Annotated in this window: 23 protein-coding genes; 3 read left to right on the top strand and 20 right to left on the bottom strand. The window is 70.9% G+C overall.

Annotation, left to right across the window (positions count from 1 at the left end; translation table 11 throughout):
• Positions 1-19 precede the first annotated feature (19 nt).
• Together AC3EN4_RS13975 and murA are read right to left on the bottom strand one after the other, a co-directional pair.
• Complete coding sequence (locus tag AC3EN4_RS13975; RefSeq protein WP_435206299.1) at positions 20-868, bottom strand: 3-hydroxyacyl-CoA dehydrogenase family protein; 849 nt, start codon at positions 866-868, stop codon at positions 20-22.
• Positions 869-943: 75 nt separating this feature from the next.
• The gene (gene murA, locus AC3EN4_RS13970; RefSeq protein ID WP_435206298.1) at positions 944-2386 is read right to left on the bottom strand and encodes a UDP-N-acetylglucosamine 1-carboxyvinyltransferase; all 1443 of its coding nucleotides are present in this window, start codon (positions 2384-2386) and stop codon (positions 944-946) included.
• Here murA and AC3EN4_RS13965 point away from each other — a divergent pair.
• Positions 2385-2957 (top strand): cob(I)yrinic acid a,c-diamide adenosyltransferase, encoded by a 573-nt coding sequence (locus AC3EN4_RS13965; protein ID WP_422736649.1) that lies wholly within the window; start codon positions 2385-2387, stop codon positions 2955-2957. The genes murA and AC3EN4_RS13965 overlap by 2 nt on opposite strands.
• A gap of 368 nt (positions 2958-3325) precedes the next feature.
• Here the strand turns inward: AC3EN4_RS13965 and AC3EN4_RS13960 are convergent, their stop codons facing one another.
• The 13 genes from AC3EN4_RS13960 to AC3EN4_RS13900 form a co-directional block, all read right to left on the bottom strand.
• On the bottom strand, positions 3326-3781 hold the full coding sequence (locus AC3EN4_RS13960) for a DUF2550 domain-containing protein (protein ID WP_433535454.1): 456 nt from the start codon (positions 3779-3781) through the stop codon (positions 3326-3328).
• A gap of 12 nt (positions 3782-3793) precedes the next feature.
• Positions 3794-4075: a F0F1 ATP synthase subunit epsilon gene (locus tag AC3EN4_RS13955; RefSeq protein WP_421472903.1), complete on the bottom strand. Its 282-nt coding sequence runs from the start codon at positions 4073-4075 to the stop codon at positions 3794-3796.
• Positions 4076-4164: 89 nt separating this feature from the next.
• Positions 4165-5307, bottom strand: coding sequence for an LCP family protein (locus tag AC3EN4_RS13950; RefSeq protein ID WP_422736652.1), 1143 nt, complete (start codon positions 5305-5307; stop codon positions 4165-4167).
• 224 nt (positions 5308-5531) lie between these two features.
• Complete coding sequence (atpD, locus tag AC3EN4_RS13945) at positions 5532-6968, bottom strand: F0F1 ATP synthase subunit beta (RefSeq protein ID WP_422736653.1); 1437 nt, start codon at positions 6966-6968, stop codon at positions 5532-5534.
• Positions 6968-7897, bottom strand: a complete 930-nt coding sequence (locus tag AC3EN4_RS13940; protein WP_435206297.1) for a F0F1 ATP synthase subunit gamma — start codon at positions 7895-7897, stop codon at positions 6968-6970. The genes atpD and AC3EN4_RS13940 overlap by 1 nt, the downstream gene beginning before the upstream one ends.
• 4 nt (positions 7898-7901) lie before the next feature.
• Positions 7902-9554 (bottom strand): F0F1 ATP synthase subunit alpha, encoded by a 1653-nt coding sequence (gene atpA / locus AC3EN4_RS13935; protein WP_435206296.1) that lies wholly within the window; start codon positions 9552-9554, stop codon positions 7902-7904.
• Between the two features lie 142 nt (positions 9555-9696).
• Positions 9697-10518 carry a F0F1 ATP synthase subunit delta gene (locus tag AC3EN4_RS13930; protein WP_435206295.1) on the bottom strand — a complete coding sequence of 274 codons (822 nt, stop codon included), beginning with the start codon at positions 10516-10518 and terminating at the stop codon, positions 9697-9699.
• Positions 10518-11057, bottom strand: a complete 540-nt coding sequence (locus AC3EN4_RS13925; protein WP_112584053.1) for a F0F1 ATP synthase subunit B — start codon at positions 11055-11057, stop codon at positions 10518-10520. Before AC3EN4_RS13925 ends, AC3EN4_RS13930 begins: the two co-directional genes overlap by 1 nt.
• Positions 11058-11089: 32 nt before the next feature.
• On the bottom strand, positions 11090-11317 hold the full coding sequence (locus AC3EN4_RS13920) for an ATP synthase F0 subunit C (protein ID WP_074314047.1): 228 nt from the start codon (positions 11315-11317) through the stop codon (positions 11090-11092).
• A gap of 63 nt (positions 11318-11380) precedes the next feature.
• Positions 11381-12178: a F0F1 ATP synthase subunit A gene (gene atpB / locus AC3EN4_RS13915; protein WP_435206294.1), complete on the bottom strand. Its 798-nt coding sequence runs from the start codon at positions 12176-12178 to the stop codon at positions 11381-11383.
• Between the two features lie 11 nt (positions 12179-12189).
• The gene (locus tag AC3EN4_RS13910) at positions 12190-12426 is read right to left on the bottom strand and encodes an AtpZ/AtpI family protein (protein WP_435206293.1); all 237 of its coding nucleotides are present in this window, start codon (positions 12424-12426) and stop codon (positions 12190-12192) included.
• A 190-nt stretch (positions 12427-12616) separates the two neighbouring features.
• On the bottom strand, positions 12617-13039 hold the full coding sequence (locus AC3EN4_RS13905; RefSeq protein ID WP_435206292.1) for a hypothetical protein: 423 nt from the start codon (positions 13037-13039) through the stop codon (positions 12617-12619).
• Complete coding sequence (locus AC3EN4_RS13900) at positions 13032-14321, bottom strand: serine hydroxymethyltransferase (RefSeq protein WP_435206291.1); 1290 nt, start codon at positions 14319-14321, stop codon at positions 13032-13034. Before AC3EN4_RS13900 ends, AC3EN4_RS13905 begins: the two co-directional genes overlap by 8 nt.
• 35 nt (positions 14322-14356) lie before the next feature.
• On the opposite strand from AC3EN4_RS13900, the gene AC3EN4_RS13895 reads away from it, so the two are divergent.
• Entirely contained in the window at positions 14357-15820 is a 1464-nt protein-coding gene (locus AC3EN4_RS13895) for an SDR family oxidoreductase (protein WP_435206290.1), read from the top strand.
• A 220-nt stretch (positions 15821-16040) separates the two neighbouring features.
• Here the strand turns inward: AC3EN4_RS13895 and AC3EN4_RS13890 are convergent, their stop codons facing one another.
• The 4 genes from AC3EN4_RS13890 to prmC all read right to left on the bottom strand — a co-directional run bounded on the left by AC3EN4_RS13890 (position 16041) and on the right by prmC (position 20468).
• Positions 16041-18155, bottom strand: coding sequence for a transglycosylase domain-containing protein (locus AC3EN4_RS13890; protein ID WP_435206289.1), 2115 nt, complete (start codon positions 18153-18155; stop codon positions 16041-16043).
• A gap of 106 nt (positions 18156-18261) precedes the next feature.
• A complete protein-coding gene (locus AC3EN4_RS13885; protein ID WP_435206288.1) occupies positions 18262-18873 on the bottom strand; it encodes an arsenate reductase/protein-tyrosine-phosphatase family protein in 612 nt (203 codons plus the stop codon).
• Positions 18874-19521 (bottom strand): L-threonylcarbamoyladenylate synthase, encoded by a 648-nt coding sequence (locus tag AC3EN4_RS13880; RefSeq protein WP_422740809.1) that lies wholly within the window; start codon positions 19519-19521, stop codon positions 18874-18876. It lies immediately after the preceding gene.
• The gene (gene prmC, locus AC3EN4_RS13875; protein ID WP_435206287.1) at positions 19521-20468 is read right to left on the bottom strand and encodes a peptide chain release factor N(5)-glutamine methyltransferase; all 948 of its coding nucleotides are present in this window, start codon (positions 20466-20468) and stop codon (positions 19521-19523) included. Before prmC ends, AC3EN4_RS13880 begins: the two co-directional genes overlap by 1 nt.
• A 73-nt stretch (positions 20469-20541) precedes the next feature.
• On the opposite strand from prmC, the gene AC3EN4_RS13870 reads away from it, so the two are divergent.
• On the top strand, positions 20542-22089 hold the full coding sequence (locus AC3EN4_RS13870) for a GGDEF domain-containing protein (protein WP_422736665.1): 1548 nt from the start codon (positions 20542-20544) through the stop codon (positions 22087-22089).
• 12 nt (positions 22090-22101) lie between these two features.
• Here AC3EN4_RS13870 and prfA read toward each other — a convergent pair whose 3' ends face one another.
• Positions 22102-23190 (bottom strand): peptide chain release factor 1, encoded by a 1089-nt coding sequence (prfA, locus tag AC3EN4_RS13865; protein ID WP_422736666.1) that lies wholly within the window; start codon positions 23188-23190, stop codon positions 22102-22104.
• Between the last annotated feature and the right edge of the window lie 98 nt (positions 23191-23288).

Genomic DNA, 23288 nt, shown 5'->3' with positions numbered 1-23288 from the left:
CCCCGGTCGCCGTCACCACTCAGTACGTGTAGAAGCCCTTGCCGGTCTTGCGGCCCAGGTCACCGGCGGTGACCATGCGCTGGAGCAGCTCCGGCGGGAAGAACTTCTCGTCGGCCGTGTCGGTGTAGATGTTCTTCGAGGCGTGCAGCAGCACGTCCACCCCGGTCAGGTCGGTGGTGGCCAGCGGACCCATGGCGTGCCCGAAGCCGAGCCGGCAGGCGGTGTCCAGGTCCTCCGCCGACACGACGCCGGACTCGACCAGCTTGACCGCCTCCATCACCAGGGCCGAGATCAGCCGGGTGGTGACGAAGCCGGCGATGTCCCGGTTGACCACGACCACGGTCTTACCGATCTCCTCGGCGAAGGTCCGTGCGGTGTCCAGCGTGGCGTCGCTGGTCTTGTAGCCGCGAACCAGCTCACAGAGCTGCATCATCGGCACCGGGGAGAAGAAGTGGGTGCCGACGACCGCCTCCGGCCGCTCGGTGACCGCCGCGATCTGGGTGACCGGAATGGCCGACGTGTTCGTGGCGAGCACCGCGTCGGACTTGCAGATCTTGTCCAGCGCCCGGAACACCTCGTGCTTGATCTCCAGCCGTTCGAATACCGCCTCCACCACGATGTCCGCGTCCGCCGCGGCCTCCAGGTCGGTGGTCGGCGTGATCCGCGCGAGGGTCGCCTCGACCTCGGACGCCTCGATCTTGCCCTTCTCGGCGAACTTCTCCAGCGACTTCCGGATGCCGCCGAGCCCTCGGGTGGTGGCCGCGTCGTCCAGGTCGCGCAGCGTCACCTGCCAGCCCGCCTGCGCCGCCACCTGGGCGATGCCGGAGCCCATCAGCCCGGCTCCGACGACCGCGAGTCGACCCGCCATCTGCTTCTCCCTCGCTGCGATTGAGTGCCTGCCTGCACCCTAGTCGGCGAGCCTGAACGACGGCTAAGTCGGTGGTCAGATCTCCAGCGACGGCTCCTCGGGCGCGGTCCCCCGCTCCACCGCCACACCGAGCGCGCGCAGGTCGGCCACGAAGTCCGGGTACCCCCGGTCGACGTGGTGCACGTGCGACACCTCGGTGGGCCCGTCCGCGCAGAGCCCGGCGATGATCAGCCCCGCTCCGGCACGGATGTCGGTGGCCCGTACCGGCGCCCCGGACAGCCGCTCCCGACCCCGGACCACGGCGTGGTGCCCGTCGGTCTTGATGTCCGCGCCGAGCCGCATCATCTCGTTGGCGAACATGAACCGGCCGTCGAAGATGTTCTCCGTGATCAGGGACGCGCCGTCGCTCACCGACGCCAGCCCGATCGCCATCGGCAGCAGGTCGGTGGCGAAACCGGGGTACGGCAGGGTCACCACGTCCACCGCGCGGGGCCGGTCGTCCATGCGTACCCGGAAGCCGTCTCCCCGCGTCTCGACCAGGCCACCGGCCGCGACCACCTTGTCCAGCGCGACCTCCAGGTAGGCCGGGTCCAGCCCGGTCACCGTCACGTCGCCGCGGGTCATCGCGGCGCCGAACGCCCAGGTGCCGGCGACGATCCGGTCCCCCACGGTGGCGTGCCGCACCGGTCGCAGGCCGGCCACGCCGGTGATCCGCAGGGTGGACGTGCCGGCGCCGGAGATCCGCGCGCCCATCTGGTTGAGCATCGTGCAGATGTCGACGATCTCCGGCTCCCGGGCCGCGTTCTCGATCGTCGTGGCGCCCTGGGCCAGCACCGCCGCCATCACCAGGTTCTCGGTCGCGCCCACGCTGGGGAAGTCCAGCACGATGTCGGCCCCGCGCAGCCCGTGCGGGGCCTCGGCGATGACGAAGCCGTGCTCACCGGAGATCTCCGCGCCCATCCGGGTCAGCCCGGAGATGTGCATGTCCAGGCCACGGGAGCCGATCGCGTCGCCGCCCGGGTGGGCCACCCGCACGTAGCCCCGGCGCGCCAGCAGGGGGCCGAGCACGCAGATCGACGCCCGTAGCCGCCGGACCAGGTCGTAGTCGGCCTCCGCGCCCGGCTGCTCGGGTACGTCGATGGTGACCGAGCGGGACCGGGCGACCCCGCCGTGGGCCACCATCGGGTCGACCGGGTCGTCCGCGTCGAACCGGACGTCGCAGCCCAGCCGCCGCAGCACCTCCCCCATGATCGCGATGTCGGTGATCCGCGGGACGTTGGTGATCACACTGCGGCCGGGCGCGAGCAGCGCGGCGGCCATCAGCTTCAACGCCGAGTTCTTGGCGCCGACGACGTGCACGGTGCCCGCCAGTCGGGCCGCACCGCAGACCCGGATGACGTCGACGTCGTTGACCGCCGGGTCACCGGCGTCGCCCGGACCCACCACCGCCGGCCAGCCGGGTGTCGGGTCCGGCCGAGCGGGGATCGTCAGTTCCGGTATCCGTAGGCTGTGCGTCATGGCCGTCCACCTCACGCGCATCTACACCAAGGCCGGCGACGCCGGCATGACCAGGCTGAGCAACAACGAGCAGGTCCCGAAGACCGATCCACGGATCGCCGCGTACGCGGACGTCGACGAGTGCAATGCGGCGATCGGTGTCGCACTCGCCCTGGGCCAGCTCGACGAGGAGCTGCGGGCCGTCCTGGCGTCGGTGCAGAACGACCTGTTCGACGTCGGCGCCGACCTGTCCACCCCGGTCGAGCCGGAGCCGAAGTATCCGCCGCTGCGGGTGACCGAGGAGTACGTCGAGCGCCTGGAGGGCTGGTGCGACGAGTACAACGCGCGCCTGAGCAAGCTGGACTCCTTCATCCTCCCGGGCGGCACCGCCGGGGCGGCGCTGCTGCACGTGGCGCGGACCATCGCCCGACGAGCCGAGCGGGCGGCGTGGGCGTTGGTCAGCCACGATCCGGACCGGACCAGCCCGCTCCCGGCAAAGTATCTCAACCGGCTCTCCGATCTGCTCTTTATCCTGTCAAGAACGGCAAATCCGGCAGGTGACGTGCTATGGGTCCCAGGCGGCAAGCGCTGAGGTCGGGCTCCGCGCGCGACGTGCGGGTATGGGTTCCCGCTCTCGCCGCCATCACGCGTCGCCGAAGCTGACACCTCGATCCAGCCGCGCTGGCTTGATCGACTCGGGTTCCACGAAGTCGGGGCATCAACGCCACCGGGACACCCCGACTTCAAGGAAACTGAGTCGATCAACTCGCCGCGCGACCCCCGAAGGCGAGACTCAGCGAAACCGGTAACGGCAGGTGATCAAAGACCCGGACCGGACCGACGCACCGCGCCGCGGACGGGTTTCCGGGGCAGCCCGCCCGGCGCAGGGATCAAGCCTGACCGCCCGGAGCCGGGTGGGCTGCCCCGGAAACCCCAAAGAGCGACCACAGAAAGGCCGGATCAGGCAGCCGGCCAGTCCTGGGAGGCCAGACGCGGCGAGACCGCCCCCGGAGGGGCGGCCTCGAGCCAGGAAAGGAAACCGGTCACGGTCGACCGCGCCATGGCGATCTCCACCGGTGCATGGTGACTGGTACAGCGGAGGATCACCCAGTCGGCCGGCATGGAGAGCCGTTCCTGCCCTTCGGGCAACCGCCGGCGCTCGACCGCGAGACCCTTGCGGGACAGAACCCGCTTGGGACGGAGCGCGAAGCTGAACATCCGGTACCAGCGCAGTTCGTCACCGGCGAACCGGCCGAAGCCCGGGGACCAGCCACGCCCGTCGAGCACGGTGGTCACCCGGACGCTGAGCCGGATGATGCCACCGCTGCGGGTGACGACGGCCCGCCGGACGAAGAGTACGAGAAGCGCGACGAGGATGACGGCGACGCCGATCCCGATCCCTTCGACGATCTCCATCCCCGGTGTGGCTCAGCGGCTCTGCGCGGAAACCGGGGTAGCGCTCTCGGCCAGCACGGTGACGCCCTGGGCGCTCACCGAGAGGAAGCCGCCGGCCACCTCGTACGCCACCTGCTCGCCACCGGCCAGCTTGATGCGGACCTGGCCGGGCTCGGCGAGCTGGCCGAGCAGCGGCGCGTGACCCGGCAGGACACCGAGCTCGCCCTCGGTGGTCCGGGCGACGACCATTTCGGCCTCGCCGGACCAGACCTTCTCCTCGACGGCGACGAGCTCGACGTGAAGCTGCTGTGCCACGCTGTCTCCTTGCTGCGGCGACGGATTGCCGAAAGTCTAGTCGTGCCGCTGGAGCGCCCCCAACGCGGGTGGCGAGAGCTACGCCACGACTACTTGGTCTTGTTCTGAAATTCCGGGTGCTCGAGCAGGAACGGGTCCAGTTGTTCATTGTGCAGGGCGGTGAAGAAGTCCGAGACGCCTGCCTGGAACTGCTCACCCTTGTAGGCCTTGCCATCGAAGACCGGGCCGCCCGGCAACTTGATCATCTGGATGGTGTTGGGCCGGATGTTCTTCAGGGCGAGCCCGAAGTCGACCACGCTGTTGCCCCGACCGTTGAAGATCAGCGACTGGCCGGCCGCGCGGAGCACCTTGTCCAGCTTGATCGGGTTGGCCACGACGTCGGCGCTGAACGCCTGGCCGACCATCGCCTTGACGAACTGCTGCTGGTGACGCTGCCGGCCGTAGTCGGCGTCCGGGACACCGTTCTTCGGGTAGCGCTGCCGGACGTAGTCCAGGGCCTGCCACCCCTTGAGGTGGTGGTTGCCCTTCTTGTAGATCGCCTGCGGGCCGATGTAGCCCTCACCGCGCGGGTTGCCCGGGCGGGGCTTGCCGTCGGGCTGCTTGTGCTCGGACTTCACGTCCCGTTCGACGTACATGTCGACGCCGCCCATCGCGTCGACGATCTTCTGGAAGCCGGTGAAGTTGATGATCGCGCCCGCGTCGAAGCGCTTGATGCCGGTCACCTTCTGCACGGTGCTGGCCAGCAGCTCGAAGCCGCGCGCCGCGTCCGGGTTGCCCCCCTGCACCCGGCTGCCGAACGACATGGCAGCGTTGATCTTCGTCGTCTCGCCGGGGAAGTTGGCCTTCTTGAAGGCCGGGATGTCGACGTAGAGGTCGCGCGGCAACGAGAAGAGGTAGGCCCGGTCCATCGACGCCGGAACGTGCAGCACCATGATCGAGTCAGCCAGCGGCGCGGCCGTCGGCGTACGCGGGTCGATGCCGACCAGCAGGAGGTTGAGCGGACCCTTGATGTCGCTCTTCTTCTCCTTGGCGCCCGCCGCCTGGTCACCGAAGAGGTCGGCCTTGCCGACGGCGCCCTCGTAGCGGGCCATCAGCACCTCGGTGCCGACGAGTACGCCGCCGCTGAGCATGGTCAGCACCAGACCGAACACGGTGCAGAGCTTTGCCCAGCGGGGCACGCCCCGCCACATGGACGACTTGCGGCCCTTCTTGCCGGCCTTACCCACGCTCATCTCCGTTCGCTACGCCCACGCAGTGGAGACGGGCTCACGTCGTCGAAAGGTTGCACTCGTCCGCGTTCGTGAAAGGTGAACGCGCCGACCGACCGTATCTCGGCTGCCGCCCGAGCGACGACCACCAGTAACGGACCGCGACGATGGTAAGACGCGAAGATGAACAAAAGACTGCCCCGACATTGCCGGGGCAGTCTTTTGCGGTACGGATTCGATGCGGGCTGTCAGCCCTTCATCAGCTCCTCAGCCTTCTTCTCCAGGTCCTCGAGACCGCCGCACATGAAGAACGCCTGCTCGGGGAAGTGATCGTACTCACCCTCGCTGATCTTCCGGAACGCCTCGATGGTCTCCTTGATCGGGACCGTCGAGCCCGGCACGCCGGTGAACTGCTCCGCCGCGTAGGTGTTCTGCGACAGGAAGCGCTCGATCCGCCGGGCCCGGGCCACGGTGATCTTGTCTTCCTCGGAGAGCTCCTCGATACCGAGGATGGCGATGATGTCCTGCAGGTCCTTGTAGCGCTGCAGGATCCGCTTCACCTCGGTGGCGACCTGGAAGTGCTCCTGGCCGACGAACTCCGGGGCGAGAATCCGGGACGAGGAAGCCAGCGGGTCCACGGCCGGGTAGATGCCCTTGTCGGAGATCGACCGCTCCAGGTTGGTGGTCGCGTCCAGGTGGGCGAACGTGGTGGCCGGGGCGGGGTCGGTGTAGTCGTCCGCCGGCACGTAGATCGCCTGCATCGAGGTGATGGCCTGGCCCCGGACGGAGGTGATCCGCTCCTGGAGCTCGCCCATCTCGTCGGCCAGGGTCGGCTGGTAACCCACCGCACTCGGCATACGGCCGAGCAGGGTGGAGACCTCCGAACCGGCCTGGGTGAAGCGGAAGATGTTGTCGATGAAGAGCAGCACCTCCTGCTTCTTCACGTCCCGGAAGTACTCGGCCATGGTCAGCGCGGAGAGCGCCACCCGGAGCCGGGTGCCCGGCGGCTCGTCCATCTGGCCGTAGACCAGGGCGGTCTTGTCGATGACGCCGGACTCGGTCATTTCGGCGATGAGGTCGTTGCCCTCACGGGTGCGCTCACCCACGCCGGCGAAGACCGAGGTACCACCGAAGTTGCGGGCAACACGGGTGATCATCTCCTGGATGAGCACCGTCTTGCCCACGCCCGCGCCGCCGAACAGGCCGATCTTGCCGCCCTTGACGTACGGGGCGAGGAGGTCGATCACCTTGATGCCGGTCTCCAGCATCTCGGTCTTCGGCTCCAGGTCGGCGAAGGCCGGCGCCTTGCGGTGGATGCCCCACCGATCGTCGGCGTCGATGGTCTCGCCCTCGGTGAGGTTGAGGCACTCGCCGATCGCGTTGAACACGTGGCCCTTGACCGCGTCGCCCACCGGAACGGTGATCGGCGAGCCGGAGTCACGAACCTCCGCGCCGCGGACCAGGCCGTCGGTCGGCTGCATCGAGATGGCGCGGACCAGGTTGTCACCCAGGTGCTGGGCGACCTCCAGGGTCAGCGTCTTCTCACCGCCGGACAGGCTCACGTCCACGTTGAGGGCGTTGAACAGGGCCGGCATGGCGTCGCGCGGGAACTCGGCGTCGACGACCGGGCCGATGACCCGGACCACGCGACCCGTGGCCGTCTTGGTCTCTACTGGGGCAGTCATCACACTTCACTTCCCGACGCGGCCAGCGCGTTCGCGCCGCCGACGATCTCGCTGATCTCCTGGGTGATCCCGGCCTGGCGGGCCGAGTTCATCTCACGCGTGTACTTCTCGATCATCTCTTCGGCGTTGTCGGTGGCGCTCTTCATCGCCCGCCGCCGCGCCGCCGACTCGCTCGCCGCCGACTCGATCAACGCCGCGTAGATCCGCGTGTTGATGTACCGCGGCAGGAGCGCGTCGAGCAGCGCCTCCGCCTCCGGCTCGAACTCGTACGCCGGCAGTAGCCCCTCGGAGCGCGGCCGGTCCTCCACCTGCATCGGGCCGACGATCTTGGTGACCGGCGTCTGCGTCATCAGCGAGTGGAACTCGGTGTAGACGATGTGCAGTTCGTCGACGCCGAGCACCCCGTCCGCACCGGGACCGCCGTCGACGTCGTCCGCGCCGGCGGTGAACGCCTTGATCAGCGTCTCACCCACCGTGCGGGCGTCCTCGAACGACGGCTGCTCGCTGAAGCCCGTCCAGTTCGCCTCGATCGGCCGGTTGCGGAACCGGTAGAACCCGACGCCCTTACGCCCGATGACGTAGAGCACCGGCTCCTTGCCGTCCGCCTTGAGCCGCGCGATAAGCGACTCGGCCATCCTGATCGCGTTGGAGCTGTAACCGCCGGCCAGGCCACGGTCGCTGGTGACCAACAGGACGCCCGCCCGCCGCACCCGCTCGCGCGGGGTGAGCAGCGGGTGGTCGATCCGCGCGTTGGACGCCAGCGCCGTGAGCACGCCGGTGATGGCCTGGGCGTACGGCAGGGACGCCTCCACCCGGGCCTGGGCCTTGGCGATCCGGCTCGTCGCCACGAGCTCCATCGCCTTGGTGATCTTCTTCATCGACTTCGCCGAGCGGATCCGTTGACGAAGAACGCGAACCTGGGCCGCCATCGGATCAGCTCTCGGCCGGGCGGTCGGTCGCGCCGTCGCGGAAGCGGGTCACCGTCTCGCGGTTCTGCTCGCCCTCGAGCGGGGCGGCCGGCGCGTCGTTGATCGTGCGCTCGTCCTCCTTGCCGAGGAAGACCTGCTTGAACTCGCCGATCGCGGTGTCCAGCGTGTTGATGATGTCATCGCCCCACTGGTTGTCGGCGATCGCCGCGAGGACACCCTCGTGCTTGTGCCGCAGGTACTGCAGGAACTCCGCCTCGAAGCGCCGGATCTCGCCGACCGGAACGTCGTCCAGCTTGCCCTCGGTGCCGGCCCAGACGGAGACGACCTCCTCCTGCACCGGGTACGGCGAGTAGTTCGGCTGCTTGAGCAGCTCGACCAGCCGGACACCGCGATCCAGCTGCGCCCGCGAGGCCTTGTCCAGGTCGGAGGCGAAGGCGGCGAACGCCTCCAGCTCGCGGTACTGGGCCAGGTTCAGCCGCAGCGAACCGGCGACCTTGCGCATCGGCTTCACCTGCGCCGCGCCACCCACCCGGGAGACCGAGGTACCGACGTTGATCGCCGGACGGACGCCCTGGTTGAACAGGTCGGTCTCCAGGAAGATCTGGCCGTCGGTGATCGAGATGACGTTGGTCGGGATGAAGGCCGAGATGTCGTTGGCCTTCGTCTCGATGATCGGCAGACCGGTCATCGAGCCGCCACCCAGCTCGTCGGAGAGCTTCGCGCAGCGCTCCAGCAGGCGGGAGTGCAGGTAGAAGACGTCACCCGGGTACGCCTCACGGCCCGGCGGGCGACGCAGCAGCAGCGACACGGCCCGGTACGCCTCGGCCTGCTTGCTCAGGTCGTCGAAGACGATCAGGACGTGCTTGCCGCCGTACATCCAGTGCTGCCCGATGGACGAGCCGGTGTACGGGGCCAGGTACTTGAAGCCGGCCGGGTCGGACGCCGGCGAGGCGACGATGGTCGTGTACTCCATCGCGCCCGCCTCCTCCAGCTGCCCCTTGATCGAGGCGATGGTGGAGGCCTTCTGGCCGATGGCGACGTAGATGCAGCGGACCTGCTTCTTCGGGTCGCCGCTGCGCCAGTTCTCCCGCTGGTTGAGGATGGCGTCCAGCGCGACGGTGGTCTTGCCGGTCTTGCGGTCACCGATGATCAGCTGACGCTGGCCGCGGCCGATCGGGGTCATCGCGTCGATGGCCTTGATGCCGGTCTGCAGCGGCTCGAACACCGACTGCCGGGCCATCACGTTCGGAGCCTGCAGCTCCAACTCGCGGTAGCCCTCGTCGGCGATGTCGCCGAGCCCGTCGATCGGCTGGCCGAGCGCGTTGACCACGCGGCCGAGGAACGCGTCGCCGACCGGAACCGAGAGCACCCGGTCGGTGCGCTTGACGCGCTGCCCCTCCTCCAGGTTGGCGGAGTCACCCAGGACGACGACGCCGATGTCCCGGACGTCGAGGTTCAGCGCCACGCCGAGCGTGCCGTCCTCGAACTCCAGGAGCTCGTTGGTCTTGGTCGAGGGCAGGCCCTCGACGTGGGCGATACCGTCACCGGTGTCGGAGACGGTGCCGACCTCCTCGCGGGAGACGTCGGACGAGTAGGAGGAGACGTAGCGCTCCAGCGCGCCGCGGATCTCCTCCGTCGAGATGGTCAGCTCGGCCATCCTCTGCTTCCTTAAAATTCAGGGGCCCGGGATACCTAGTACCAACCGGTCCGAATGGCGTCTGTCAATCCGGGCGCTGCGGCGGCGGAGCCGCCCCGATGGTGGGGCGGCGGAACCACCGCATTACTGGCGGCGAAGCCGTTCAGCGCTTCGCGAGCGCGTTGCGGGTCTCGTTGAGGCGGCGCAGGATGGTGCCGTCGTACAGATCGGAACCGACCCGGACACTCACACCACCGAGAACGGCGGGGTCGACCGTCTGCTTGACGGAGACCTCTCGACCGTATATCGCGGCGAGGCTCGCACCCAGTCGACGCTCGTCCTCGTCACTCAACGGGGCCGCGACGGTCACGTACGCCACCTGCCGGTCACGCCGGTCGGCGGCCAACTCGACCAGCCGGGTGAGCGCTCCGCCGAAGGAACGTCCGCCGAATCCGGCGAGCGCCGCCTCGACGAGGCCGACGGTGACCGGCCGGGCCTTGCCGGCCAGCAGCTCGCGGGCCAGGGTGGCCCGCTGCTCGACCGGGGCGACCGGGTCGGCGAGCGCGTTGCTCAGCGCCGGCTGACCGGACACGACCTGACCGAAGCGGAACAGCTCGTCCTCCACCTCGCCCAGCTCACCGGCGGAGTCGGCGCTGGCCAGCAGCGCCTCCACGCCGAGGCGCTCGGTGCCGTCGAGCAACTCCGACGGTGCCGACCACCGGCCGGAGACCAGCGTGACGAGCAGGTCGAGCGCGTCCGCGCCGATCCGCCCACCCAGCATGTCGCCGAGCAGCGCGCCGCGGTCCTCGCCGGACCGGGCCGGGTCGGAGAGCGCCCGACGCAGCCGCGGCTCACGCCGCAGCAGGGTCGCCACGGAGAGGATGGCGTCGGCGGTGGCGGCCACCGCCGACGGCTCCGCGCCGCGGACGTACGCGTCGAGGCGCTCGGCCGCGACCTTGTACGACTCCCGGCTGGCGGCCTGCATCAGCGGGCCCCCGTGCTCTCGAGACCGCTCAGGAACCGGTCGACGGTGCCCTTGCGCCGCGCCTCGTCGGCCAGCGACTCGCCGACGATCTTGCTGGCCAGGTCCACCGCGATGGTGCCGACCTCCGCGCGCAGCTCGCGCACGATGGTGGCCCGCTCGGCGGCGAGCGCGTCCTTGCCGGCCTGGATGACCCGGTCGGACTCCTCGCGCGCCTTGGCGAGGATGTCCTGCCGGATGCCCTCCGCGTCGGCCCGCGCGTCGTCACGGATCTTCGCGGCGTCGGTCCGCGCCTCGGCGAGCTGGGCGCGGTACTGCTCGAGCAGCTGGTTCGCCTCGGCCTGAGCGGCCTCGGCGCGCTTGATGCCGCCCTCGATCGCGTCGACACGCGCCTGGAACGTCTGCTCCATCCGCGGGAAGACGAACTTCATCAGCACGAAGCAGAGCACGGCGAAGGCGACCGTGCCGACCACGATCTCCTGCCAGATCGGAATGATCGGGTTGTGGTCTGACTCACCACCCTCGGCGGCGAGGAGGAACAACATGGGTGACCTCCCGGTCGGAAGGGGCGGGATCAGCCGGCCCAGATGAAGCCGAAGGCGATGCCGAACAGGGCGAGCGCCTCGATGACGGCGAAGCCGATCCAGACGTACGGCAGGGTCATGCGCGACGACTCGGGCTGCCGGGCGGTCGACTGGATGTAGGCGGCGAAGACCAGGCCAACGCCGATGCCCGGGCCGATGGCCGCGAGACCGTAGCCGATGGCGGCGGTGCTGCCCTCTACCGCGGCGACGTAATCCATTAGTGGTTCCTCCTGGTTATCACGCGTGACTCTCACGCGGGACGACAACGGTTGGTGCGTGGATCAGTGCTCTTCGGCGAGAGCGCCCTGGATGTAGCTGGCGCTCAGGACCGTGAAGACGTAGGCCTGCAGGACGATGACCAGCGCCTCGAGGAGGGTCAGCGCCACGGTCATCACCCAGGAGACCACCGAGACCGGCGCCAACCAGGCGTTGGCGTTGAGCATCGCGAAGCCGCCGAGCGTGAAGACCAGCAGGAGCATGTGGCCGGCGAACATGTTCGCGAAGAGACGAACGGCCAGCGAGAACGGCCGGATGATGAAGGTCGAGAACGCCTCGATCGGAATCAGCAGCGGCAGGATGTACCAGGGTGCCGGCGGGATCAGGGCGTGCTTGAAGTACTTGCCGAAGCCGTGGTGCCGGATGCCGATGTAGTTGAACAGCACGTAGCTGATCACGGCGAGGATCGCCGGGAAGGCGATGTGCGAGTTCGGCGAGATCTGGAAGAACGGGATGATCGCGAACGCGTTGGTCAGCAGCACGAAGCAGAACAGCGTCGTGAAGTAGGGGGCGAACCGCACGCCCTGGTGCCCGATCATGTCGACCGAGATGTTGTTCCGCACGAAACCGTAGATCGACTCGGCGAACCACTGCTTCTTGGTCGGCACCAACTGAGGGTTCCGGTAGGTCGCCAGGAAGAAGATGATCAGGACGCCGACCGCGATCCAGACCATCAACGTGAACTTGGTGAACCACGGAGCGTTCTCCGCGCCCCAGGGCACGATCGCGGGCAGGTAGAAGTCCTCCACACTGGGTGGGAATGCCGCCTGGCCCGCTGCCAGGACGTTCGCCTGTCCGAACACCGCGTCCCTTCCTAAGTAGGCGTGCCGAGTCGGCGGATGACCAGGATGACGCCCCCAGCCATGCCGAGCACGAAGCCGATCCCGGTGGCGACGCCACCGGTGTCGAGCCACTGGTCGACCAGCCAGCCGATGAAACCCCACACGAGCATGCCTCCGATGAGGTAGCTGAGCGCGGTCCAACCCTGACCGGCGCCGGACGGATAGTCGTCCGGTGGACCGGCGGGACGGGGGTTTTGGTCATCAGCCATGACGGGGCGAACGATATCAGCCGGGAAGACGAGGCTGTGCCTCACCCCCCGCACAACCGTCGTTGTGTGGGCTTCTCGTGGGCGCCGTCGTCTGTGGGCACGCTACTCCCCTTCCGCCCGTCGGAAAATGACCGGAGGCCGACACATTGCCGCGCGTCCGATAGGTGGGACACCCGTGTCGACGACCAGGTCAGCCGGAGCGGCGGGCGTGCACCGTGGTCAGCCACCAGAGGTGCGCCGCCGTCCACACTGCCACCCCGGCGACGATGCCGAGGCAGAGCGGAACCAACCCCGCCCAACCGGTCGACGCCACGGCCACCAGGACGACACCCAACAGGGTGAACTTCAGCACGTACAGCCCCAGACCGAGCGGCAGCAGCAACTGCGGGTTGACCTTGTCGGCCCGCGCCAGCACCACGGTCGTGAGGGTGTAGCTGAAGACCGTCACAGCCACGCCGGCCGCCGCGCCGAGCGCGGCCGTCGCGCCGCCGGTCACCCCGCCCACCACGGCCGCGACCACGGCCAGCGCCGCCGACGCCGCCAGCAGCACCGGCAGGTGCCGCAACCGCCACCGTCCGTCGGCGGCGGGCTCGACCACCCCGGGCTCAGCCACGGGGGTACGCCGGGAAAGCCGCCGCCAGCTCGGCTACCTCGGCGCCGATCGCGCTCAGCGCGTCGGCGCCACCCGGTTCACCCGGGTTCGTCCGGACCGCGCGGGCGATCAGGGCGGCCACCTGGCGCAGCTCACCCTCGCGCATGCCCTGGGTGGTGACGCTCGGCGTGCCCACCCGGATACCCGAGGCCACCAGCGGCGGCTGCGGGTCGTACGGGATGGCGTTCTTGTTGAGCGTGATCGAGGCGGCGTCGCAGCGGGCCTCGGCCTCCGCGCCGGTCACCCCCAGCTCGCGCAGGTCGATCAGGGCGAGGTGGGTGTCGGTGCCACCGGAGACCGGGCGCATGCCCTCGTCGGCCAGCCCGGCGGCGAGCGCCTGCGCGTTGCGGACCACCTGGGCGGCGTACGTCTGGAACTCGGGCTGGGCCGCCTCGCGCAGCGCGACCGCCTTCGCCGCGACGGCGTGCATCAGCGGGCCGCCCTGGGTGAACGGGAAGACCGCCTTGTCGATCCGCTGGGCCAGCGACTCCCGGCAGAGGATCATGCCGCCGCGCGGACCGCGCAGCACCTTGTGGGTGGTGGCGCAGACGACGTCGGCGTACGGCACCGGGGACGGGATGGCCCGGCCGGCCACCAGGCCGATGAAGTGCGCGGCGTCCACCATCAGGTACGCGCCGACCTCGTCGGCGATCTCCCGGAACCGCTTGAAGTCGATCAGCCGGGGGTACGCGGTGGCCCCACAGATGATCAGCTTGGGCCGGTGCGCCCGGGCCAGGTCGCGTACCTCGTCGTAGTCGATCAGCTCGGTGTCCGGCCGGACCGGGTAGCCCACCGGGTGGAACCACTTGCCGGAGAAGTTCACCCGGCTGCCGTGGGTGAGGTGCCCGCCGTGCGGCAGGTCCATCGCCAGCACCGTGTCGCCCGGCTGCACCAACGCGGCGTACGCGGCCAGGTTGGCGCTCGCCCCGGAGTGCGGCTGGAGGTTGGCGTGCTCGGCCCCGAACAGCTCCTTGGCCCGGGCGATGCCGATCTCCTCGGCCCGGTCCACCTCGGCGCAGCCGCCGTAGTAGCGCCGCCCCGGGTAGCCCTCGGCGTACTTGTTGGTCAACGTCGAGCCGAGCGCGGCCAGCACCGCCGGCGAGGTCAGGTTCTCGCTGGCGATCAGTTGCAGGCCACCCCGCAACCGGTCCAGCTCGCCGAGGACCACCCCGGCGATCTCCGGATCGGTGGCCCTGAGCTGGGCGAAATCCGGCCCCCAGAAGGTGCTCGTCTCGGTCTCCACAGCGAACGAGTCTAGGGGGCCGCACACTGGGAGCCGTGAGATGCCTCGTCACCGGTGCCACCGGATACATCGGCGGGCGGCTGACGCCGCTGCTGCTCGCCGACGGGCACACCGTGCGCTGCCTGGCCCGCAAGGCCGTCCGCCTGCGCGACGTGCCGTGGGCGGCGGCGGCCGAGATCGTCGAGGGCGACCTGAGCCGGCCGGAGACGCTGCCCGCCGCGTTCGCCGACGTCGACGTCGCGTACTTCCTGGTGCACTCGCTCGGCCGGGCGGACTTCGAGGCGGCCGACCGGACGGCGGCCACGAACTTCGCGGCGGCGGCCCGCGCGGCCGGCGTACGCCGGATCGTCTACCTCGGTGGTCCGGAGCCGGCGGCCGACGCCGAGGTCCCGTCGCCGCACCTGCGGTCCCGGGCCGAGGTGGGCCGGATCCTGCTGGCCAGCGGCGTACCCACGGCGGTGCTGCGCGCCGCGGTGATCATCGGCTCCGGTTCGGCGTCGTTCGAGATGCTGCGCTACCTGACCGAGCGGCTGCCCGCCATGGTCACGCCGCGGTGGGTTCGTAACCGGATCCAACCGATCGCGGTCCGCGACGTGCTGCGCTACCTGGCCGGCTGCGCCAGCCTGCCGCCCGACGTCAACCGCGGTTTCGACATCGGCGGACCGGACGTGCTGACCTTCCGCGACATGATGCAGCGCTACGCCCGGGTGGCCGGGTTGCGGCGGCGGGTCATCGTGCCGGTCCGGCCGCTCACGCCGTCGCTCTCGTCGCACTGGGTCGGCCTCATCACCCCGGTGCCGAACAAGATCGCCCGGCCGCTGGTGGAGAGCCTGATCCACGAGGCGGTGGCCCACGAACACGACATCGCCCGGTACGTGCCCGATCCGCCGGGCGGCCTCACCGGCTTCGACGAGGCGGTGCGGTTGGCGCTGGTCAAGGTGCGCGACGCCCAGGTGGAGACGCGCTGGTCCACCGCGAGCGGCCCGGACGCGCCCGCCGAGCCGCTGCCCAGCGACCCGGACTGGTCCGGCGGCACGGTCTACACCGACGTACGCGAACGGACGGTGCACGCCTCACCGGCAGCGCTCTGGCGGGTCATCGAGGGTGTCGGCGGCGAGCACGGCTGGTACTCGTTCCCCCTCGCCTGGTCGGTACGCGGCTGGCTGGACCGACTGGTCGGCGGGGTGGGGCTGCGCCGGGGCCGACGCGACCCGCACCGCCTCCAGGTCGGCGAGGCGCTGGACTTCTGGCGGGTCGAGGAGATCGTTCCGGGTGAGCTGCTGCGGCTGCGCGCCGAGATGCGACTGCCCGGCCGCGCCTGGCTGGAGATGCGGGCGCTGCCGGCCGACGACGGCCACAGCCGCTACCAGCAACGCGCCGTCTTCCTCCCCCGCGGCCTCGCCGGCCACGCCTACTGGGGCTCGGTGACCCCGTTCCACGCCGTGATCTTCGGCGGCATGGCCCGCAACATAGCCCGCAATGCCGAACAAACCCCCTAATCCCCCCGCCCACGCCCCTTCCCCACGCCCACGCCCACGCCCACGCCCACGCCCACGCCCACGCCCACGCCCACGCCCACGCCCACGCCGATCTTGCAGTTTGTGTTGCCGATTTGCCGCTCTTTGTGCCCTACGTCCCCACAGAAAGTGCAAGATCGGCGCGACGGCGGCGGGCGCGGGCGGGGCGGCGGGCGCGGGCGCGGGCGCGGGCGCGGGCGGGTTAGTTTGTGGTGCGGGCGCCGGTCACCTGGAAGGCGGCGCGTTCGCTGGGGGGGACGAAGTCGCGGACCGGCTGGTCGCGTAGGGCCACGCCGAGCACTTGGCCCACCGCGGTCACCATCCGGGCCTGCACGGCCTGACCGACCGCGTCGCGCGGATCGTCGGGGTTGGCCGCCATCGAGGCGACCACCAGCTGCGGGGTGAAGGCCACCACCGTCTCCGTCTCGTACCGCTCGGAACTGCCGGTCTTGCCCGCCACCGGACGGCCCAGCCGGGCTCGCAGGTCAGGGGCCGTGGCGCCGTCGCACCGCCCGTACATCGACTGGTCGCCCACCGGACAGCGGGCCGCGTCGGCCGCCGCGCGGGCCACATCGGTGTCGAGCACCTGCCGGCAGTCCGGCTTGGCGGCATCCACCGGACGACCGGTCGAGTCGTTGATCGAGACCACCGGCAGCGGGGCACACCACGTTCCCTCGGCGGCCACGGTGGCGTACGCCCCGGCCAGGTCCAGCGGGGTCGTCGCGGCGACCCCCAGGGTGAACGGGCCCCAGTCCTTCGCACCGTAGCGGGCCAGCCGCTCGTCCGAGTCGGCGCGCAGCACGATGCCCAGCCGCTCGGCCATCTCCACCACCCGGTCGGCGCCGACCCGCTCGGTGAGCCAGGCGAAGTAGGTGTTCACCGACCGGCCGAACCCGGTCCACATGGTGCGAGGGCCGTCCATCGACGACGGGCTGGCGTTCGCCGGGCACCAGCGACCGTCACAGCTACCCGCGCCGGTCGCCGGGAAGCGGGTGAGCAGTTGCGTGGGCGCGGTGAACTCGGTCGACAGCGGCATGCCGGATTCCAGCGCGGCCAACATGGTGAAGAGCTTGAACGTCGAACCGGCCTGGTACCCGTCGATGGCCCCACCACCGGCCACCAACTGGTTGACCGTGTTCGGGTAGTTCTTCTGCCCGACCGGGTTCTCCTTGACGCTGTAGTTGCGGTTCACCGACATCGCCAGCACCCGGCCGGTGCCCGGCTGGACTACGGCGGTGGGTACCGCCCGCGCCTCGGTGGGCCGGTAGATGCGCAGGATCTGCTCGGTGGTGGCCTGCTGCACGGCCGGGTCCAGCGACGAGACGATGGAGAAGCCGCCCCGACGCAGGGTGCGCTGCCGCTCGTCGGCGCTCGACCCGAACGCCGACTGGCTGCTCCACCAGCGGGTGAACCAGTCGCAGAAGAAACCCCAGTCCTGGTGCCCGTCGGGCACGCCCGTGCAGTCGTTCGGCGTCTCGCTGGGCCGCAACTGCAACGGCTCGGCCCGCGCCGCCGCCGCCGCGTCGGCGGGGACCTGGCCCGTCTCGACCAGGCGTTCCAGCACGTACGTCCGCCGGCGCAGGGCGCTGTCGGCGTCCCCGTTGATCGGGTCGTCGCTGTCCGGCGACCGGACCAGACCGGCCAACAGCGCGGCCTGGGACAGGGTCAACTCCGCCGGCGAGACGGAGAAGTAACGCTTGCTGGCCGCCGCGATCCCGTACGCCCCGGCGCCGAAGTAGGCGATGTTGAGGTACCGGGTGAGGATGTCCTCCTTGCTGAGCTCCCGCTCCAACGCCAGCGCGTACCGCATCTCCTGGAGCTTGCGGGCGGTGGTGACCTCGGTGGCCGCCTGGCGCTGCCGCTCGGTGAGCCGGGGATCGCTGCTGAGCACGTTGCGGACGTACTGCATGGTCAGGGTGGAGGCGCCCTGCCGGGTCCGGCCGTCGCGCTTGTTCACCGTGAGGGCACGCACCACGCCGCGCAGGTCGACCCCGCTGTGCTGGTAGAACCGGACGTCCTCGGCGGCCACGATGGCCTGGCGCATCACCGGGGCGACCTCGCGCAGCGGCACGTCCACCCGGTCCTCCTGGTAGAAGGACGTGATCAGGGTGGTGCCGTCGTTGGCGTAGAGGTTGGAGCGCTGCGCGGTGGGCGGCGTCCGGAGCGTGTTGGGCAGCTCCGAGTACGGCGTGGAGAGGGCGCTGAAGCCGATCCCGAAGACCAGGGCGGCGGGTAGGGCGGCCCCGGCCAGCACCAGTCCGGCCAGCACGCCGGCGATCACCACGGTCAGCAGTTTGTCGAGTCGGGCCCGGATCATCAGCTCTCCCCGCAGGAGCCGGTCACACTAGGACCCGTTCAGAATGACCCGGAACACCCCTTTCGCCCCTGGTTTTCCCCAAACCCGGAGGAAACTCGCACGGCGCTCAGGGCAACAGCGCGGCGGCCAGCGGGTGGACCGTCTCCTCGATCTCGTCCGCGACCCGGGTGAAGCACTGGTCGCCGCGCCCCCACGGATCGTCGAGATCGTCGGTGGGCAGCGGCGAGGCGCCCAGCCGGTGGTCGTGCGCCGCCGCCACCAGGGCCACGCCCCGCGCGTACACCGCCTCCGGGGTCGCCTCGGCCGCCGGCAGCGCGGACACGTCCACCGCGCCCAGCAGCCGACCGAACTCGCCCAGCACGAAGGTGCGGGCCGCCGCGTCCGGGCGCAGCGCCACCACGTACTCCTGCTGGTCGGCGGTGGCCGTCAGAACCAGGTCCGCCGCGTCGATGTGGTCCGAGCGCAGTTTGCGCGCCGCGAACCCGTCGACGTCGCCGCCACGGTCGATGACCTGCCGGGCCGCCGGCGGGTTCATCTCCTCGCCGGCGTGCCAGCCCCCGGTGCCGGCGCTGTGGCTGTACAGCAGCCCCTCGGCGCCGGCCGGGTCCTGCGCACGCCGCGTCAACCGCTCCCGCACCGCGAGGGCGAGCAGCCGCTCGGCCATCGGGGAGCGGCAGATGTTGCCCATGCAGACGTGCAGGACGGTGAACGGGGGCACTCAGGCCCCCTGGAGGTCGAGGAGGTCCGGTACGACGTCGCGCAGCTTCTCCAACGGGATCGCGCCGGCCCGCAGCAACTGCGGCACCTCGCCGGTCAGGTCCACGATCGTGCTCGGCACCGGATCGGGACAGGGCCCGGCCTCCAGGTAGGCGCGCACCGAGTAGCTGAGCTGGTCGCGCGCCTCCTCGGCGGTCACCGCAGCCGGCTGGCCCGTCTTGTTGGCCGAGGAGACCGCCATCGGGCCCGTCTCACGCAGCACCTCCAGCGCCACCGGGTGCAGCGGCATGCGTACCGCCACGGTGCCGGTCTTGTCGCCCAGGTCCCACTGCAGGCTCGGCGAGTGCTCGACCACGATGGTCAGCGCACCCGGCCAGAACGCCTCCACCAGGTCCCGCGCCGCCGAGGGCAGCGAGAAGACCAGGCCGTCCAGGGTGTGCCGCGAACCGATCAGGACCGGCGGCGGCATCTGCCGGCCCCGGCCCTTCGCGTCCAGCAGCGCCTTGACCGCGTACGGCGTGAACGCGTCCGCGCCGATCCCGTAGACGGTGTCCGTCGGAAGGACGACCAGCTCGCCGTTCTTGACCGCCTCGATGGCCGCAGCGATGCCGCGGTCCCGATCGGCGGGCGATCGGCAGTCGTAGAGCATCACGAGGAGTCAGTCTGCCACGCCGGCCCGGACGCGGTGTGCTGGCCGTCCGCCCGTCGGGACGCGGTGGCGTAGCGGGGCCGACCGGTGAGGTCCGGATGCGCCACGACGGCGTCGAAGCGGCCGTCGAGGGCGAACAACTCCGGCACCGCCTCGCCGTGCGTGTCGTCGTGCTCGACCCCGATCACGCCGCCGGGTCGCAGCAGCGCCGCTGCCCGGTCGATCACCGGCCGGATCACCGCCAGACCGTCGAGGCCCCCGAAGACCGCCTCCGCCGGATCGTGCGCGGCCACCTCCGGCGGCACCACCACGTCCACCGGAACGTACGGCGGGTTGCAGAGCAGCACGTCCACCCGACCCACCAGGTCGGCGAGCAGGTCGGGCGCGGTCACGTCGGCCTCGACCACCTCGATCGGCCGGTCCCCCGCCGCCGCCCGCTCGGCCGCGTTGCGGCGCAGCCACGCCAGCGCCGCCGGGGACCGCTCCACCGCGACCACCCGCGCCCCGGGCAACTCCTGCGCCACCGCCAGGGCGATCGCGCCGGTGCCGCTGCACAGGTCCACCACCAGCGGCTCGGATCTGCCCCGGCCCTGCTCGACACCCCAACCGGCCAGCAGCTCCGTCTCCGGGCGGGGTACGAAGACGCCCGGGCCGACCGCCAGCTCCAGGTGCCGGAAAGCCGCCCGACCGGTCAGGTGCTGCAACGGCTCCCGGCCGGCGCGCCGAGCGACCAGCTCGTCGAGCCGGGCCAGTTGGGCGTCGTCCAGGTCGTCGGCCAGGACCAGCCTCCCCCGGGGCACGTCCAGCACGTACGCCACCAGCAGCTCGGCCTCCACCCGCGCCGGGCCCACGCCGGCCGCGGCGAGCACGCGGGCCGCCCGGGCCACCGCGGCGGACGGACGGGTACGGCCTGTCCCTTCGGGGGGGTGTTGCGGCAGAGTGGTCACACGATAATCATGAGGCGTCGCGGGGCGATGCCATGAACGGGTGCGTCGAGGCGCACACGACAGGAGGTTGTGGGTGGGCTGGCTCGACCGGGTCCATGACCAGGTTGACACTCTCTCGCACGCCCGCGCTTTGCAGGAAGCAAGTCGCTCCGCGGAGTCGTACACCCTGCTGGAACGTGTGATCCGCACCACGTCGGACCCGGCGGCCCGCGCGGACGCCATGGTCCAGCGGCTCTCCGCGTTGATCAATCTCGGTCGGACGGCGGAGTTCACCCGGGCCATCGAGGAGGCGTCGGCGGCCGTCCGGGACCTCGCCGAGCCCTACCTGCACGGGCACCTCAACGCGCTGGCCGCGCTCGCCGCCCACCACCAGGGCGCGCTGGACCGGTGCGTCACCCACCTCGTCAAGGCGGCCCGGGCGCTGAACGCCGTGGAGGACCCGGACCGGGACACCGCCTGGGGCTGGCACGACCTGGCGATGGCCTACAGCTACCTCAGCTTCCACGGGTACGCGCTGGGCGCGATCGAACGCGCACGGCAGCTCGGGTTGACCGCCGGCATCCCGGAGGAGACGTTCGCCGCCCCGGGCATCCGGCTCCGCAACGCCGTGGCGCTGGACCACAACGGCGACAGCGACGGGTGCCTGCGCGTGCTCCGGGACGTGGCGGCCGACCTGGCCCAGTTCGTCCAGAGCGGGCGGGCCGGCCGGCTACGGCCCAGCAGCCTCGCCGCGTACGGGTACTCGGCGGCCCGGCAGGCGGCGCTCGGCGACACCCTGGAACCGAACGGCGACGCCGTACCGTCCCGGCTGCTCACCCACGGCGGCGACAGCGCCCGCGCCCGGGACCTGCGGCAACTCGGCATGGTCTGCCTGGCCGTGGCGGACGGTCGGCCCATCGAGGCGGTCGCCCGGCTGGACACCATCCGGGTGTCCACCGAGACGCTCGGGGCGGCCGAGCCGGCCCGGCTGCGCAGCATCGCGCTCGCCCGCGCCGGTGACCATCCCGCCGCCCACCGGGCGGACCGGCTGGCGTTCCGGCTCGCCGCCCAGCGCAACGACCGGCTGCGCGACGTCTACATCGACGGCATCGCCGCCCGGATCGACCACGAGGAGATGCGCCGGGAGGCGGCACGGTACGAGGGCGAGGCGTTGACCGACCCGCTCACCGGACTGCCCAACCGGCGTCGTCTGGAGCGGTACATCACCGCCGTCGTCACCCGGGGCGAGCGGGTCGTCATCGGCGTCTGCGACCTGGACGGCTTCAAGGCGGTCAACACCCGGCACGGCCACCACTCCGGTGACCTGGTGCTGCAACGCATCGCCGGAGTGATCAACCGGGTGATGCGCCGGGGCGACTTCGTGGCCCGCTACGGCGGCGACGAGTTCGTGGTGGTGCTCCCGGACACCGGCATGGCCGAGGCCGCCGAGGTGGCCCGCCGGATCGAGACCGCGGTACGCAACGAGGACTGGGAGTCGCTGGTGCCGGGCACCCCGGTCGGGGTGAGCATCGGCTTCGCCGAGGTCTCCGGCGGTAGCGGGTTGCGCGACGCGCTCAGCGTCGCCTTCGAGCAGGCCGACCGGGAGATGCTGCGCGCCAAGACCCGCCCCCGCGCCAGCTGACCCCCAGCGGGGTCAGCGGCGGGTCAGTTCGGTGTCGCCGGCCAGGCGGGCGGCGCGGTCGGCCTCGGCCAGGGCGTCCAGGACACCGTCCAGGTCACCGGCGAGCGCCAGGTCCAGGTTGTACGCCGTGTAGCCGATCCGGTGATCGGTGATCCGGTTCTGCGGGAAGTTGTAGGTGCGGATGCGCTCCGAGCGGTCCACGGTGCGTACCTGCGCCTTGCGGGCGTCCGAGGCGGCGGCGTCGGCCTGCTCCTGGGCGGCGGCGAGCAGCCGGGCCCGCAGGATCCGCATCGCCTGCTCCCGGTTCTGCAACTGGGACTTCTCGTTCTGGCAGGACACCACGATGCCGGTCGGTACGTGCGTGATCCGGACCGCCGAGTCGGTGGTGTTCACCGACTGGCCACCCGGGCCGGACGAGCGGAACACGTCGATGCGCAGGTCGTTCTGGTCGATGGTGACGTCGACGTCCTCGGCCTCCGGCAGCACCAGCACCCCGGCGGCGCTGGTGTGGATGCGGCCCTGCGACTCGGTCACCGGGACGCGCTGCACCCGGTGCACGCCGCCCTCCCACTTGAGCCGCGACCAGACACCGTTGCCGCCGTCCGGCACGCCCTTGGTCTTGATCGACAGCGAGACGTCCTTGACCCCACCGAGGTCGGAATCCTGCGCGTCGATCACCTCGGTGACCCAGCCGTGCCGCTCGGCGTACCGGGTGTACATCCGCAGCAGGTCGCCGGCGAACAGTGCCGACTCCTCACCGCCCTCGCCGGCCTTGATCTCGACGATCACGTCCTTGGCGTCGTGCGGGTCACGCGGGATGAGCAGCTCGGCGAGGCGTTCCTCCAGGGCCGGCAGGGACGCCGCGATGGCGTCCGCCTCGGCGGCGAACGACGGGTCCTCGTCGGCCAGCTCGCGGGCGGCGGCCAGGTCGGCACGCGCCTGCTCCAGCTCACCGGCGGCCTTGTGCAGCGGCACCAGCTCGGCGTACCGGCGACCCACCCGACGCGCGGTGCCCTGGTCGGCGTGGATGGCCGGATCGGCCAGCCGCTTCTCCAGCTCCGCGTACTCGTCGAGGAGTCCGGCCAGACGCTCGCTGCTCATGCTGCGGATGCTCCTTCGACGATGCGGCACCGGGAGGGCCGGAGGTGTTGCCGGGCGAAACGCGGACGGCGCCCGCGTCCGGTGAAAAACCGGACACG

Source organism: Micromonospora sp. bgisy143 (assembly GCF_057708145.1).
This window is presented reverse-complemented; position numbering and strand designations above follow the sequence as displayed.

Excerpts from the sequence above, each read along its gene's own strand:
- AC3EN4_RS13975 (WP_435206299.1), bottom strand. The coding sequence starts at position 868 with ATGGCGGGTCGACTCGCGGTCGTCGGAGCCGGGCTGATGGGCTCCGGC.
- AC3EN4_RS13965 (WP_422736649.1), top strand. The coding sequence starts at position 2,385 with ATGGCCGTCCACCTCACGCGCATCTACACCAAGGCCGGCGACGCCGGC.
- murA (WP_435206298.1), bottom strand. The coding sequence starts at position 2,386 with ATGACGCACAGCCTACGGATACCGGAACTGACGATCCCCGCTCGGCCG.
- AC3EN4_RS13960 (WP_433535454.1), bottom strand. The coding sequence starts at position 3,781 with ATGGAGATCGTCGAAGGGATCGGGATCGGCGTCGCCGTCATCCTCGTC.
- AC3EN4_RS13950 (WP_422736652.1), bottom strand. The coding sequence starts at position 5,307 with ATGAGCGTGGGTAAGGCCGGCAAGAAGGGCCGCAAGTCGTCCATGTGG.
- atpD (WP_422736653.1), bottom strand. The coding sequence starts at position 6,968 with ATGACTGCCCCAGTAGAGACCAAGACGGCCACGGGTCGCGTGGTCCGG.
- AC3EN4_RS13940 (WP_435206297.1), bottom strand. The coding sequence starts at position 7,897 with ATGGCGGCCCAGGTTCGCGTTCTTCGTCAACGGATCCGCTCGGCGAAG.
- atpA (WP_435206296.1), bottom strand. The coding sequence starts at position 9,554 with ATGGCCGAGCTGACCATCTCGACGGAGGAGATCCGCGGCGCGCTGGAG.
- AC3EN4_RS13930 (WP_435206295.1), bottom strand. The coding sequence starts at position 10,518 with ATGCAGGCCGCCAGCCGGGAGTCGTACAAGGTCGCGGCCGAGCGCCTC.
- AC3EN4_RS13920 (WP_074314047.1), bottom strand. The coding sequence starts at position 11,317 with ATGGATTACGTCGCCGCGGTAGAGGGCAGCACCGCCGCCATCGGCTAC.
- AC3EN4_RS13910 (WP_435206293.1), bottom strand. The coding sequence starts at position 12,426 with ATGGCTGATGACCAAAACCCCCGTCCCGCCGGTCCACCGGACGACTAT.
- AC3EN4_RS13890 (WP_435206289.1), bottom strand. The coding sequence starts at position 18,155 with ATGATCCGGGCCCGACTCGACAAACTGCTGACCGTGGTGATCGCCGGC.
- AC3EN4_RS13880 (WP_422740809.1), bottom strand. The coding sequence starts at position 19,521 with ATGCTCTACGACTGCCGATCGCCCGCCGATCGGGACCGCGGCATCGCT.
- prfA (WP_422736666.1), bottom strand. The coding sequence starts at position 23,190 with ATGAGCAGCGAGCGTCTGGCCGGACTCCTCGACGAGTACGCGGAGCTG.